We start from the raw sequence: 13,535 nt of genomic DNA, 5'->3' as shown, positions 1-13,535 counted from the left end.
CACTTGGAGCCACTGCGATGAAACTCAATACATTGCACAGTTTAACTTACAATCTAGCTCCCACAGAACGAATGCCGGTACTTTTTTTGGGACACGGAATTCCGATGAATGCAATTGATGACAACATCTTTACGCAGGGTTTCCAAGCTGTCGCAAAGACATTACCGAAACCGAGAGCAATCCTCTGTATTTCTGCACACTGGGAAACAAGAGGAACATTTGTGACCGCAATGCAGCAGCCACAGACCATTCACGATTTTGGAGGATTTCCTCAAGCTTTGTTTGATGTGCAATATCCAGCGCCGGGAAGTCCGGATTTGGCTTTGGAAACACAGAAACTCATCACTTCAACACAAGTTACACTGAATGAAGACTGGGGGCTTGACCACGGATGTTGGACGGTTGTAAAATTTCTTTATCCCAACGCAGATATTCCTGTCATCGAAATGAGTATGGACTATACCAAAGGTCCCGAATATCATTACGCTTTGGGAAAAGAACTTTCAGCATTGAGAAGAAAAGGCGTTTTGATTATCGGAAGTGGAAATACCGTCCACAATCTGAGAATGGCGGCTTGGGACAAAATGATGGTTCCAGGATATGCTTTTGACTGGGCAACAACTGCGAATGAGAAGTTGAAAAATCTAATCACAGCTGGCGACCACCAATCCTTGATCAGATATGACCAGCTGGGAAAAGAAGTTCAAATGTCTATCCCAACGCCGGAGCATTATCTGCCACTACTCTACACGCTTGGATTGCAGGAAAAAGATGAAAAAGCAACCATCTTCAATGACGGTCTGGTGGCAGGTTCACTGAATATGATGTCGGTAAAAATCGATAAAGCGTGATAAAAACAAAATATGTTTGGGCGTTTGCTTTTTTAGCGTCCATAATTTTAATCAGTTTAAGTTTTAAAATGATAACAACAGAAAAAAAACCGAGCTTACATTATCTGGTAAGACAACCCAAAATAAAAACGGACAAAACGCCATTGGTCATTTTGATGCACGGTGTTGGAAGCAATGAGCAGAATATGTTTTCTTTCGCCGATGCTTTACCAGACAATTTTTTGGTGGTTTCTGCAAGAGGACCGCTGACTTTGAGACCAAATAGTTATGCTTGGTTTCAGGCGCAGATTATGCCTGATCGCTCCATCATCAATGAGGAGCAGGCGGAAAATTCAAGAAAAGAAATCATACAGTTCATCGATGATTTGAAAAATGTGGAAGATTTTGATGAAGAGCAGGTGTATCTGATGGGATTCAGTCAGGGTGGAATTATGAGTTACAGCGTGGCTTTGACGGAACCTGAAAAAATAAAGGGAATCCCCGTGATGAGCGGAAGATTGCTTTCGGAAGTAAAACCATTGATCGGATCAGACGAAAGACTGAAAAAACTGAATATCTTTGTTTCCCACGGAACACACGATTCGGTTTTGAAGTTCGGATATGCAACAGACGCTGTAGATTATCTTCACAGCAAAGGTTTACAGCCTGAGTTTCATCAGTATCCTGAAGACCATACTATCAATCAGCAGATGTTTGGCGATGTGGTGAAATGGCTTTCTAATCAGTCAAAATAATCTTAATTATACATAAAAAAACAGGAACAATTTAAATATCGTTCCTGTATCTTTATAACCGACTTCAAATCATTGAACCGGATAAATTTTCAAATTCCTAAAGTATCCTTCCGTTCCTATATCTACGAAAAGCCCTACAAAACCAGTTTGGTCTGCACCCATTTTAAGGTCGTTCACAATCAGGTTCGGTTGTTTTGCATTGTCAATGTAAAGTTTTGCTTTGGCTCCTATCACTTCAATTTTAAGTTTTATCCAACGGTTCAAAGCCATATCGGCATAAGTTTCGTAAACGCCTGGCGCTGATTTCCTTGAATCGGTAAATTTAAAATCAGGATAAGAAAAATACTGGATGCTTCTGTTACGTCTCAGCTGGTCATCGGCCATTCCGTTGGTAGGTCTGATGTAGATACTTTCAAATTTTGAATTATCATCATTAATTCTAAAAGCCAGACCGATAAAACCTCTGGCGTGCTCCGGCGCATCCGGTAGCAGTCTTGATAGTACTTCCACCTCGATTACTCCATCTTTGAATTTTACATCATTGATTTTTGCATAGGTTGCTTCATCATCTTTGACAACTGCTTTCGACTTGATGACTTTCACCGCTTTCTTTCCTTCGATTTTTTCTATTGAAACTGAAGTTTGCACCGCTGTAAAATTTGATTCTTCAAGTTTTATTTTTTGAGCGGAAACAATGGAAGTGGTTATTATAATAGAAACTACTAATGCTACAAATCTTAATTTCATAAAAATCATATCTAAAATTCAGTATTACAAAATTAGTTTTAATACATTTCTGAATGACATAAACTAGCACAAGAAAAACCCTTAAACTAGTTTAAGGGTTTTGTTAATTTAAAACATTATCTTTAATTCAATTACAAAGCAGCATTCAAGACTTTTTCCTCTGAATAAACAAGACCTTCATAACAGGCGTTGTAAATATCTTTCAACTCCTCAACGGTTGGTTTTCTAGGATTAAAACCTGTACAAGGGTCTAAGAATGCATTGTTTGCCATAAAATCCAGGTTTTTATCCCAGTCTTCACGAGAAATTCCGAATTCTTTGATCGCAGATTGATTGTTAACTTCAGATCGCAGAGTTTCAATCGCCTGTGCTAACTCTTCAGTGGTTTCTTTACCAATTACCTTTGCCAAATCTGGAAAACGACTGCTTTCTTTTGAGTTGAAACGGATGACATTCGGTAAAAAAATTGCGTTACAGGCACCGTGCGGAACGCCAAACAAAGCACCAACCTGGTGAGATAATGAATGTACAATTCCTAACCAAGCATTATTGAAAGCCAATCCTCCCATAAAAGAAGCATCGTGCATATTCTGACGGGCTGTTATATTATTTGGATTTTGTACCGCTTCTTTCAGATTGTCAAAAACGATTTTCAAACCACCTTTAGAAAGTGCATCTGCAAAATTGTTGTCGATGTTAGAAACATACGCTTCCACGCAATGTGTTAAAGCATCCAGTCCTGTGTTTGATGTAACGTGAGCCGGCATTGATGCGCAGATTTCACCATCGATAATTGCAATATCGGGAGTTAATTCGTAAGAAACAATCGGATATTTTACGCCTTTTTCACGGTCTGTGATTACGGCAAGACCTGTCGTTTCAGTTCCTGTTCCGCTTGTCGATGGGATTGCGATGAATTTCGCTTTATTTCGTAATGTAGGAACGCTGAAAGGTTTGATCATCGCTTCAAAGTCAGCATCAGGATATTCATAGAAAACCCACATCATTTTTGCTGCGTCGATTGCTGAACAACCACCAATTCCTACGATCCAATCCGGCTGGAATTCTTTCATCAATTCTGCTCCTTTAAAACAAGTTTCTGATGATGGGTCTTCTTCTACGCCTTCATAGATCTTGGTTTCGATTCCTGCTTCGTTCAGATAAGCGATGGCTTTGTCCAAGGTTCCGCTTTTTTTCATCGAGCTTCCTCCGGTGACCAAAACTGCTTTTTTACCTTTGATATTTTTTAATTCTTCGAGACTTCCAGCTCCGTGGAATACTTCTACTGCTATGAATAACTTACTCATTTTTGTATTATATTTTGCGTTAAAATTATAGTACAAAGGTAGGTCAGGCAGAAAGCGAGGTGTTATATAATTGAGTCTATCTGTTATAAATTTGAGCCAGTTCTTCCTGAAGTTCGGTTGGCGTTTCTTTTAGTTTGGTTTTTACAAATTTATTCAGTGCTGAAGGCGAACTGAATCCCAGTTCCAATGAGATCTGCTTGTGGGAAAGGTCAGAAAACAATAATAATCTTTTGATTTCCTGAAGAATACGATTGTGAATTGCATTGATGGCTGTTTCGTCACAATGCTTTTTGGTAATATTGTTTAGCTTCTTCGTTGTGATTGCCAGTTTTGATGCATAATACTGCACAGTTCGTTCAGTTTTATAGCGTTCATTCAGCATTTTTTTGAAACGGATATAGATTGTCTTATCACTTTCGTGCTGTAAAACAGGGTGCTGACCGTGGACCAATTCAATCAATCCGAGAAGGAAAATTTTGATATAAAAACGCGCCTGCTCTTTTCGGACAAGACTTGGGTCGAGATAAACATTCTCGATATCAACAGCGAGCTTCTTTGACTGTTCAAATTCTGATGGTGAAAGAAAAACACAATTGAGATGCGTCGCCAAATCAACATTGTAGGAAAGCAGTTCGTTTTTTAGAATATCAGAACAAAAAAGAATTTCTTCAAACAAAATAATTTTGCCTGAAATATCCGAAGAAGCTTTGGTAATGAAAGAAATCTGTTCAGGAAAAATAATTGATATTTTACCTGCATTGAGCTTGATCTTTTGGTCTTCAATCTGTAATCCTATCTCACCAGACTCTACCAAGAAAATACAAAAATGATCTTTCTTGTGAGGTTCAAAATAATTTTCAAGATTTGATTGTGTAAGATCAAATGCCCTGAAAGACAAATTCTGGTCTTCCGGTTTTTGTATGTTTTTTTTAATTTCTAAACGTTCCAAATTCTAAATTTTAATCATTAAATCGGCAACAACGTTATTTTTTCTTGACGATATTTTTTCTCACTTTGCTCAGAAATTCTGAGGTGATTCCCAGATAGGAAGCAATCTGCGTATTGGGTAATCTCTTAATTAATTCAGGAAAATCTCTTTGAAAATTAAGATATCTTTCCTCAGCCGTAAAACTGATGCTTTGTAATATTCTGTCCTGAAAATTGATAAACTTTCTTTCGTTGATGATCCTGAAATTTCTGTCAAACTTATGGTAATTGACATACAAATAAAGTAAGTCTTCGTGAGTGATCTGAAGAACGACCGACGGTTCCAAAGCCTCAATGCTCAGTCTGCTCGGTTCCTCATCATAAAAACTTTGGATATCGGCGATCCATTCATATTCAATCGCGAACTGAAGATTGTGCTCTTTGAAATTGGTATCCACGGCATACATTTTGAAACACCCGGAAATCACAAAAGAAATATGTCTGCAAATATCACCTTCCTGCAGCAAAAACCCTTTTCTTTTTAGTACTTTCTTTTTAAAAAGCCTTCTAACCTCTTCCTCCTCTTTTTCGTTCAAAGGGAAAGAATTGTTGAAACTGCTGATCAATATATCCAACGGGTTTTCTAAATTTTGACTTCTATCCAAACTGTAATTTTTTAAATATATGTAAAGATATTATTTTAGAATCAACTCAGATTTGAAAGTAGAAAGATCAAAAGACATCTAAAATCAGATGTCTTTTGAAAATATGTAAAAATTAATCAAAAAAATTGATCCAAATTTAAAAAGCGCTATCCACAACTCCACCATCCACACGCAATGCTGCACCGGATGTTGCTGAAGATAGCGGACTTGCAACATAAACGACAAGATTCGCAACCTCTTCTGTTGTAGCCCAACGCTCAATAACAGACGAAGGTCTTTTTTCTTTAATAAACTCAATCTGAGCCTGTTGAACAGAAATTCCTTTGTCTGCGGCAATTTTGTCAAACATTTTTTCTGTTCCTTCGGCTAAAGTTGGTCCGGGAAGAACAGCATTAACTGTAACATTTGTTCCTTTCATCAATTTCGCCAGACCTCTGCTTAAAGCTAAATAAGCCGTCTTCGTTACGCCGTAAAGAATCATATCTTCAGGAATATTGATCGCAGATTCACTGGAAATAAAAATAATCCTTCCCCAATTTTTTGCTTTCATTAGCGGAGCATAATGACGTGATAACCTTACGCCGCTGAGTACATTCACCTCAAAATCATTGAGCCATTCTGCATCTTCCGTCGTTTCAAAAGGCTGATCGCCGTAAACGCCCACATTGTTGACCAAAATATCAATTTCAGGTAAAGCATTAATCAAATTATTAACTTCCGAGACCTTTGAGAAATCCGCTGCAATTCCTTTTACAATTGCATCGGGAATTTCTTTCTTTAGTTTCTCTATCGCAACATTTATTTTTTCTTCCGTTCTGCCATTGATGTAAACTATTGCTCCTTCACGAAGCAGCCCCAAAGCAATTGCAAAACCAATTCCACCTGTGGAACCCGTGACCAGAGCTGTTTTTCCTTGTAATTGTAAATCCATTTTATTTCAAATATTAAAGGTAATTTTTCTGCTGAAATTTAATTTTCAAATTTCAGCATTATATGGGAGATCTTCCCATAATATAGATCAAGATTTTATCTTAAACTAATGTAAGATTGGTATATTCTATTAAGGTTTCGTTGCTTTTACGTCAACCCCTATCTCAATATCCTTGCTGATCATCCATTCTGCAGGGTCTGCTCCGTTTGTTCCGAATTTGATTCCCCAATCTGTACGGTTTACGGTTAATTTTGCTTTCACAGAAACTGTTTTGTCAGCAACCTGTACATTGGCAGGAAAAGATACATTCAACGTTTTTCCTTGTAAAGTCAGGTTACCATTGATGGTTTTGTTGGCACCTTCCACCGCATCGGTTGTAGCTGCAGCCAAGTCTTCAACTTTGGTCACTTTAAATTCCGCAGTCGGATTCTTTTCCACATCAAAGAAGTCTGCACTTTTCAAATGCCCTTCCAATTCAGCATAGTTTTTATCTTTTTCGGTAACAGAGGATGGATCAACTTTCAATGATTTCATATCGATTACAAATTCTCCCGCATTCAACTGGCCTTCAGCTAAAGACAATTCTCCTGATGATACGGAAAGTGTTTCCCATCTTGGTGCAAATCCACCTTTGTGAAATGCTTTCCAATTCACGACTGAAGATGTAGTATCAACATCAAAAACATCTCCTTGTTTTTCAGCAACCTGCTGTTCCTGAGAAGGCGTTTGGGTAGAATTTTTGTTACAAGAAGCAAGAAGTAATCCTATTCCTGCCAATGCAATAATGCTTAATTTTTTCATTTTGAAATTATTTTAAATTAATTACACTGCAAATTTCCAAAAAACGGTATCCTAAAAATTACACTTATCGGAAGAATGATTGTGATTTTGAGTAATTGCCTGCTTAAAATCAGACAACTTCTTTGGTCGGATTTTCGTACGACTCGCTGACAGAAGGAAAATCGCTGTTTTTGACATCAAGAATATAATCATTTACTGCTTTCTTGACCGTATCTCCCAATTCTGCATATTTGCGTACGAATTTTGGTAAGAATTCCTGATTCAATCCAAGCATATCGTGAACGACCAAAACCTGACCGTCAACCTGCGAACCTGCACCGATCCCGATAACCGGAATCCTCAACGACAGAGCGATTTCTTCTGCCAAAGCTGCAGGAACTTTTTCCAATGTAACGGCAAAACATCCTGCTTCCTCTAAAAGTGCAGCATCATTTTTAAGTTTTTGCGCTTCCATTTCAGATTTTGCACGCAATCCGAATCCGCCATATTGATGTACCGACTGAGGCATCAGACCGAGATGTCCCATCACAGGAATTCCAGCGGCAATTATTTTTCTGATATCGGGCAACAGTTCCTCTCCGCCTTCTATCTTCAAAGCTTCAGCTCCGGTCTCTCTCATAATTCTGATGGCGTTGTGCAATGAATCTTTCGGGTCACCAGAACACGTTCCGAATGGCATATCGACAACAATAAGCGCATTTTTCACTGCTCTTTTGACTGATTTGGCGTGATAAATAATTTCGTCGAGCGTTACGCTCAAAGTAGTTTCATAACCAGCCATAACATTACCGGCAGAATCTCCAACAAGGATGGCATCAATACCTGCCTGGTCGACCAATTTTGCCATTGTATAATCGTACGCAGTTAACATACTGATCTTCTGCCCTTTTTCCTTCATTTTTCTGAAGATCTGAACGGTCACCTTATTTTTATCGGCTATTTTATTTACTGACATTTTCTCTTTTAATGATTATTTTTTATTAACTATTCATCTTTCTGAATAATGTGAATTCACAAAGTTCGTCTTGCGACACTACCAATCAAATAGAAAAAAGACAGCAAAATATATCTAAAAGTAAGATAAAGATCTTTATATTTGTTAAAAGCTGCATAGTGACCACGGTAAAATCAAATCTAAAATTAGAAGTTAAAGACCTTGAACTTTCTGAGATCAGTTACGTCTGCTGATTTGGTCATTTACGACTCATCAAAAAACAGTTCAGAAGCATTTAAAAACAAACCCTTCCGTTCCGAACATTTTTCAATGGTGTTTGTTATTAAAGGAAATTTAAACCTGAAGGTGAATTTATTGGGTTATGACCTAAAGGCAAACAGCGTCATCATTATTCCGCCCTCGACTATTCGACAAATCAGTTGGGACAATGACAGTTCGACCTTTATTTCACTACTGTTTACTCCAGACTTTTTGAAGACATCCGGGATTTTAGGAAAATATTTTAATGTGGCAAATTTCCTGCGAGAAGGTCTGTCTTCCTACAGAACTATCGATGAAAATGATCAACAACTACTGATTGATCTTATTCAAATTATTGCGGAACTTCAGGCTCGAAATGACAATCTGGATCTCCATTCTGAAATGGTCAAAAATATCTTCAAGTCCATTCTTCTCAAAGTAAAAACTTATTATGATGAGATGGAGACCGACCAGGATTATTCCAACACGCTCATTTACAGGTTTATCAAATTATTATCAGAATTTTATCTGAGCAGCAGAGAAGTGAGTTTTTATTCTGAGAAACTATCCATTAACGAAAAATATCTGTCACAGCTTCTCAAGAAAAAAACAGGTAGAACAGCGCGGCAATTTATTACGGAGATGGTTGTGCTGGAAGCCAAAGTTTTGCTGGATAATAAATCTCTGCCCGTCAAATATATCTCAGATCATCTGAACTTTGAAAATCAGTTTCACTTCAGCCGGTTTTTTAAGCAGTATTCCGGTGTCTCTCCGAATAATTACAGGAAACTGTGATTAATTATAATCACTTTTTACTATTTAAAATCCCATAGAAGTTAACCAATCTATCATTCGGTCTTCCCAATGGTCGACAGGAAGTCCCTGAGTTTTGCTTGCAAATCCGTGGTGACCTTTGGTATAGATGTGAAGTTCGGCAAGACCTTTTCCGACTTTCCAGTTCTCGTAGAATTTAGCTGAGTTGATATCAAACCCGAAATCATCATCCTGTGTAACCGCAATGAATATTGGCGAAGGATCTGCAGGAATAGGTGTTTTCATCACAGGCGCTAAGTATGGATAAATTGGCGCACTGAAGAGTGGACGAACATCCTTATCCAAAGCGATAGCTGCAGCAATAGTTCCTCCTGCGGAAAAACCGACAACTCCAATTCTATCTTTGTTAAATCCTAAAGCTGTCGCATTTGATTTAAGGTATTTCATCGCTTCTTTTCCGTCTGCAATGGCCAATGGTACAACTGGAGCCATTATAGATTCCAAAACATCGAAGTTTTTGGCATTTTCCATCAGTTTTCCGAACGGGTCTTTATTATCCAACTTTACCAATCTGTATTTCAACACTGCCGCCGTGTAACCTTTTGACGCCAATGACTTTGCAATTTTCACACCTTCGTCGTCATACGCTAAAATATGAAAAGCACCGCCAGGAACCACCAGAACGGCAGTCCCGTTGGATGCCACACCTTCCGGTTTGTAAATGGCAAGACTCGGAACAGTCACATTATAGACTGTGCAACTATCGGACTTTGGATCCATTGTTGACGTTTTTTCTTCCTTTCCAATATCCTTATTTATTTTACCATTGATCGGTAAAATAACATTTTGCTGCGCTGACAATCCAGAGTACATCATTAACAGAAGAGCAATAGATTTTATTTTTTTCATATTGATTTGATTTATAAAAGGTAAAGCTTTACACAAGCTTTTGGTGAGACAAGTGTAAAGCTTTATTTAAATTTTTTAAGATTACTTATTGTATTCTCCGATTTTCAAAACTGCTTTGATGGTTCTTCCTTTTTCGGAATCTTCCACCGCCTGATTGATATCTTCGAAAGCATATGTTTTAATTAATTTGTCAAACGGAAACTGTCCGTGAAGATACATTTTGATCAATTTTGGAATGAACTCTTCCGATACGCTGTCTCCCTGGTTTACAAATTTGATCTTGTAACCTTTCGTAAGGAAAATGTTTGTTTCCAATTCCAATGGTTTGGTCGCAACGCCGATGATCGCCATTTCTCCAACAGGAGCTAAACTGTTCAATGAATTGTTGATCACTTCACTTCTCCCTGTTGTATCCACGGCGAACTGAACACCATTTGGAAGGATCTCGCGGATTTTTTCTCTTACATTTTCATTCAATGAATTGATCGTATGAGTTGCGCCTAATTCCTTAGCAAATTCTAATCTCTCATCATTGATATCCACTGCAATAATAACCGTTGCCGAAGAAGCTTTCGCCGCCATCACCGCAGAAAGACCCACAGCACCAGTTCCGGAGATCACGATAGAACTTCCAACTTTAATTTTCAGCGTATTGATCACAGCTCCAGCACCAGTTTGGATTCCGCAACCCAATGGCCCTAAAATTTCCAATGGCGCATCCTTCGGAACAGGGATCACATTGTTTTTGTGGGCAATTGAATATGTGGCAAAAGAAGATTGTGAAAAGAAATTATCATTGATGTCTTTTCCTTCGTGATCGTGGTGATGGTGATGACCTTCGATATCCGCTCCTGAGAAGTTACGGTCAAAAAATTCGTAGCAATAAGCCGGATTTCCTGTCCGGCAGATCTCACATTCGCCACAAAATCCATAGGTCAAGACTACGTGATCACCTACTTTCAGGTGATGAACATCACTCCCCACTTTTTCAATGACACCTGCTCCCTCGTGACCCAAGATCACAGGAAAATTAGGTGAACCCATAATAAAATCACGGGCAACCATATCGGTGTGACAGATCCCTGTTGCAACGATCTTTACAAGCACTTCCTCAGCACCCGGCTCGTCCAACGTTACTTTTTCCAATTCAAATTCGCTACCTTGTGATTTTACGATAGCTGCTGTAATTTCCATATTGTTGATTTTTATTTTGTTTGTTTTATGATTTATAATTCCGGATCGATGGCTGCTGCGTTGAATTCCGGGTTTAATTTTTTATATAGAAAAGTAGGTTCTGCAGTCAGTACAATTTCAATGGTTGCCCCAACGATCATTTTTAATAAATGTCCACCTTTCACGCCTCCATCTTTTAAAGAAACAGTCGTGTGGGTATGTGCTACCGGTTTTCCTTCGTACCAGGTGATATTTCCGATGATCGAGGTTACCTCTGCAACACCGGCAGTGTTCACCAGATATTCCTGACGGTCAAAATCAAACCAACCTAATTCTGTTTCAAATGCACTTCCGATGCCTTGATAATGGGCACTTTTAATGTCGTATTTTGAAGCAAAATCTGTAAGTCCGGAAACGACTTCATCGCCTTTCGAAAAAACAAGCATATAGGTTTTAACACCGCCAACCTCACTGAGAAGTTTTACTTTCAATCCGGGTGCTTTTCCTGATTCTATTACCGTTTCAATAGATTTGTATTGTGATTCCATATTGTTTATTTTAAATCCGGGTCGATCAATGCAGCATTAAATTCGGGGTCTAATTTTTTGTAAAGTGCAACAGGCTCTTCAATCAAAATAATTTCCATTGTCGGTCCGCAGAATAATTCCAAAAGATGCCCGCCTTTCACCGAGCCATCTTCTATCGCAGTACTAAAGTGCGTATGAGCGATCGAATTCCCTTTAAACCAGGCAATATCCCCTGTAAAAGAAGAAACCTCTGAAACGCCAATTGGGATGACCTTAAATTTCTTTTTATCGTAATCAAACCAACCTGCTTTTGCAGACAATGCATCACCCAAACCTGTGTAGTGACCACTTTTGATATTGTTTTTCTTGACAAACTCTGTCAGACCTGCAACAATCTCATCGCCTTTCGTAAAAATAAGAAGGTAGGTTTTGGTTTGTCCAACGGAACTTAGAACCTTTACCTTCAAGCCTGGTGCTTTACCTTCTTCTAGTGTCTTGGTCGTGTCGGCATATTCCTGAGCATTAATTTTGGTATTGAACAAAACCATTGTTGTCAAGACACAAAGAGTGATCTTTATTAAGTTTTTCATAATGTATTATTTAGAACCAAAAAAGACCCGAATCATCAGGTCTTAAATCTATTTTGCAATCCTGTAATCTGCTACAGTGTGATATTTAATTTTATCATCTTCAAACACGAAAGTGTCTGTTCCTACAGGAATCTGAGCAAGATCTGAATCACTGTTCCAAAGGATGTACGCTACATTTCCATCAATTAGTTTCTGATCCATCCCGAAAGCTGAACCTGTTGGGATCACAGCAAAGAATTCCACAAAAAACTGACGGATATTATCCAAACCTGTTATAATTCCTTTGGGTGTAAAAAGCACAGAAGTTTCTGTATAATCTTCTACAATTGCATCAAGGTCGTTATTTCCGAAAGCTGTTAAATGATGCACCAGGATCTGTTCTACGTTGTTTTCCATTTTGATTTTATATATTTAAAAATTAATTGTTCTGATTTAAAAAAGGTTTCATACTCGCCCAAACGGCATCAAAATTCACTAAAAATGCAGGATGAGGCGCATTTGGAATAATGGATAATTGAGCATTTGGAATCATTTTGTACGCTGCGATTACGGTGTCAAAAGGCGCATTTTGATCTTTTTCGCCAGCCATCACCAAGACCGGACATTTAATCTTTCCCAAAATGGTTTTATCGATATTCAGGTTGTTGTAGTAGCTGCTTAAAGTACTGAACCATTCGTCAATTCTTTTCGGTTCCGGTCTTATGGCCATTTGTTGTTTCCAAAACAACTCATCCATTGCAGAAAAACTTTTGTAATCCATATTGAACTCACGGAAACCTTTCTTCCACTCTCCTGCTCCGATGGCTACGAGCTTTTCAATTCTATCCGGATATTGCTCAGCGAAAAAATAACCTGTGTAAGCGCCATCACTAAAGCCTACAATCGTCACTTTTTCTTTGGTCACTTTGTCAAGAACTGCATTCACGTCTTTGGCTTTCTGCTCATAGCTCGGAATTTTGTTACCCATTTCCGATCTTCCGTGTCCGCGTGTAGAGATGGAGATGACCTGATGTTTCTGAGAAAGACTGTCGCTCAGCTGACCCATTTCCAGAGATGAACCGACGATCCCACCGTGCAGTACAACAACAGGACTTCCTTTTCCATAAACTTCGTAATAGATTTTGGCATCATCAGACTTCACATAATGTCCTGCAGATTGATTATTTCCGTAAGGGACAGAACTTGCTGTGGCGTTGCCCTGCATAAAATAGCGCAGACCTTTGATATCCTGACCAAATACTGACAATGAGATCAGCAGAATGAAGAAGGAAAATATTGTTTTTTGTTTGAATACTTTGATTGTCATTTGTTTGAAACTATTACTGTTTTATCAAGTACAAATTTCTTTGTAAAAACCGTAATCTACCCATAAACAAGTTTAAGAAATTGCGTTGATCTATGTTA

16 protein-coding genes are annotated in these 13,535 nt (G+C 38.4%); 3 read left to right on the top strand and 13 right to left on the bottom strand.

The annotated features are described in order from the left end of the window. Window positions 1–17 precede the first annotated feature (17 nt). Both ygiD and OEA66_RS17510 read left to right on the top strand, forming a co-directional pair. Entirely contained in the window at window positions 18–851 is an 834-nt protein-coding gene (ygiD, locus tag OEA66_RS17515; protein ID WP_445986221.1) for a 4,5-DOPA-extradiol-dioxygenase, read from the top strand. A gap of 68 nt (window positions 852–919) precedes the next feature. Further along, a complete protein-coding gene (locus OEA66_RS17510; RefSeq protein ID WP_267282606.1) occupies window positions 920–1,585 on the top strand; it encodes an alpha/beta hydrolase in 666 nt (221 codons plus the stop codon). 69 nt (window positions 1,586–1,654) lie between these two features. Here the strand turns inward: OEA66_RS17510 and OEA66_RS17505 are convergent, their stop codons facing one another. From OEA66_RS17505 to panB, 7 genes are all read right to left on the bottom strand, one after another. Then, window positions 1,655–2,332 (bottom strand): hypothetical protein, encoded by a 678-nt coding sequence (locus OEA66_RS17505; RefSeq protein ID WP_267282605.1) that lies wholly within the window; start codon window positions 2,330–2,332, stop codon window positions 1,655–1,657. 131 nt (window positions 2,333–2,463) lie between these two features. Further along, entirely contained in the window at window positions 2,464–3,639 is a 1,176-nt protein-coding gene (locus tag OEA66_RS17500) for an iron-containing alcohol dehydrogenase (RefSeq protein WP_267282604.1), read from the bottom strand. Between the two features lie 76 nt (window positions 3,640–3,715). After that, window positions 3,716–4,588 carry a helix-turn-helix domain-containing protein gene (locus OEA66_RS17495; RefSeq protein WP_267282603.1) on the bottom strand — a complete coding sequence of 291 codons (873 nt, stop codon included), beginning with the start codon at window positions 4,586–4,588 and terminating at the stop codon, window positions 3,716–3,718. Between the two features lie 34 nt (window positions 4,589–4,622). Then, on the bottom strand, window positions 4,623–5,231 hold the full coding sequence (locus OEA66_RS17490) for a Crp/Fnr family transcriptional regulator (protein WP_267282602.1): 609 nt from the start codon (window positions 5,229–5,231) through the stop codon (window positions 4,623–4,625). 136 nt (window positions 5,232–5,367) lie between these two features. Next, window positions 5,368–6,162 (bottom strand): SDR family NAD(P)-dependent oxidoreductase, encoded by a 795-nt coding sequence (locus tag OEA66_RS17485; RefSeq protein WP_267282601.1) that lies wholly within the window; start codon window positions 6,160–6,162, stop codon window positions 5,368–5,370. A 129-nt stretch (window positions 6,163–6,291) separates the two neighbouring features. Continuing rightward, entirely contained in the window at window positions 6,292–6,963 is a 672-nt protein-coding gene (locus tag OEA66_RS17480; RefSeq protein WP_267282600.1) for a YceI family protein, read from the bottom strand. 109 nt (window positions 6,964–7,072) lie between these two features. Further along, complete coding sequence (gene panB, locus OEA66_RS17475; RefSeq protein WP_267282599.1) at window positions 7,073–7,918, bottom strand: 3-methyl-2-oxobutanoate hydroxymethyltransferase; 846 nt, start codon at window positions 7,916–7,918, stop codon at window positions 7,073–7,075. Between the two features lie 201 nt (window positions 7,919–8,119). Here panB and OEA66_RS17470 point away from each other — a divergent pair, with 201 nt between their 5' ends. Further along, window positions 8,120–8,953, top strand: a complete 834-nt coding sequence (locus OEA66_RS17470) for a helix-turn-helix domain-containing protein (protein ID WP_267282598.1) — start codon at window positions 8,120–8,122, stop codon at window positions 8,951–8,953. A 24-nt stretch (window positions 8,954–8,977) separates the two neighbouring features. On the opposite strand, the gene OEA66_RS17465 is transcribed toward OEA66_RS17470, so the two are convergent. From OEA66_RS17465 to OEA66_RS17440, 6 genes are all read right to left on the bottom strand, one after another. Continuing rightward, complete coding sequence (locus OEA66_RS17465) at window positions 8,978–9,841, bottom strand: alpha/beta hydrolase (RefSeq protein ID WP_267282597.1); 864 nt, start codon at window positions 9,839–9,841, stop codon at window positions 8,978–8,980. Window positions 9,842–9,922: 81 nt separating this feature from the next. Continuing rightward, window positions 9,923–11,035: an NAD(P)-dependent alcohol dehydrogenase gene (locus tag OEA66_RS17460; RefSeq protein ID WP_267282596.1), complete on the bottom strand. Its 1,113-nt coding sequence runs from the start codon at window positions 11,033–11,035 to the stop codon at window positions 9,923–9,925. Window positions 11,036–11,067: 32 nt separating this feature from the next. Continuing rightward, a complete protein-coding gene (locus tag OEA66_RS17455; protein ID WP_267282595.1) occupies window positions 11,068–11,562 on the bottom strand; it encodes a PPC domain-containing DNA-binding protein in 495 nt (164 codons plus the stop codon). A gap of 5 nt (window positions 11,563–11,567) precedes the next feature. Beyond that, window positions 11,568–12,131, bottom strand: a complete 564-nt coding sequence (locus tag OEA66_RS17450) for a PPC domain-containing DNA-binding protein (RefSeq protein ID WP_267282594.1) — start codon at window positions 12,129–12,131, stop codon at window positions 11,568–11,570. Between the two features lie 48 nt (window positions 12,132–12,179). Next, window positions 12,180–12,527: a nuclear transport factor 2 family protein gene (locus tag OEA66_RS17445; protein WP_267282593.1), complete on the bottom strand. Its 348-nt coding sequence runs from the start codon at window positions 12,525–12,527 to the stop codon at window positions 12,180–12,182. Between the two features lie 22 nt (window positions 12,528–12,549). Then, window positions 12,550–13,437, bottom strand: coding sequence for an alpha/beta fold hydrolase (locus OEA66_RS17440; protein ID WP_267282592.1), 888 nt, complete (start codon window positions 13,435–13,437; stop codon window positions 12,550–12,552). Window positions 13,438–13,535 lie beyond the last annotated feature (98 nt).

It is taken from the genome of Chryseobacterium luquanense (assembly GCF_026460945.1).
GTDB classification, from domain to species: domain Bacteria; phylum Bacteroidota; class Bacteroidia; order Flavobacteriales; family Weeksellaceae; genus Chryseobacterium; species Chryseobacterium luquanense.
The sequence above is the reverse complement of the archived record's forward strand: the minus strand, read 5'-3'. Positions and strand labels throughout refer to the sequence as shown.

Coding starts and splice junctions, on each gene's coding strand:
- OEA66_RS17450 (WP_267282594.1), bottom strand. CDS start 12,131: ATGAAAAACTTAATAAAGATCACTCTTTGTGTCTTGACAACAATGGTT.
- OEA66_RS17485 (WP_267282601.1), bottom strand. CDS start 6,162: ATGGATTTACAATTACAAGGAAAAACAGCTCTGGTCACGGGTTCCACA.
- panB (WP_267282599.1), bottom strand. CDS start 7,918: ATGTCAGTAAATAAAATAGCCGATAAAAATAAGGTGACCGTTCAGATC.
- OEA66_RS17460 (WP_267282596.1), bottom strand. CDS start 11,035: ATGGAAATTACAGCAGCTATCGTAAAATCACAAGGTAGCGAATTTGAA.
- OEA66_RS17500 (WP_267282604.1), bottom strand. CDS start 3,639: ATGAGTAAGTTATTCATAGCAGTAGAAGTATTCCACGGAGCTGGAAGT.
- OEA66_RS17465 (WP_267282597.1), bottom strand. CDS start 9,841: ATGAAAAAAATAAAATCTATTGCTCTTCTGTTAATGATGTACTCTGGA.
- OEA66_RS17445 (WP_267282593.1), bottom strand. CDS start 12,527: ATGGAAAACAACGTAGAACAGATCCTGGTGCATCATTTAACAGCTTTC.
- OEA66_RS17505 (WP_267282605.1), bottom strand. CDS start 2,332: ATGAAATTAAGATTTGTAGCATTAGTAGTTTCTATTATAATAACCACT.
- OEA66_RS17480 (WP_267282600.1), bottom strand. CDS start 6,963: ATGAAAAAATTAAGCATTATTGCATTGGCAGGAATAGGATTACTTCTT.
- OEA66_RS17440 (WP_267282592.1), bottom strand. CDS start 13,437: ATGACAATCAAAGTATTCAAACAAAAAACAATATTTTCCTTCTTCATT.
- OEA66_RS17455 (WP_267282595.1), bottom strand. CDS start 11,562: ATGGAATCACAATACAAATCTATTGAAACGGTAATAGAATCAGGAAAA.
- ygiD (WP_445986221.1), top strand. CDS start 18: ATGAAACTCAATACATTGCACAGTTTAACTTACAATCTAGCTCCCACA.
- OEA66_RS17510 (WP_267282606.1), top strand. CDS start 920: ATGATAACAACAGAAAAAAAACCGAGCTTACATTATCTGGTAAGACAA.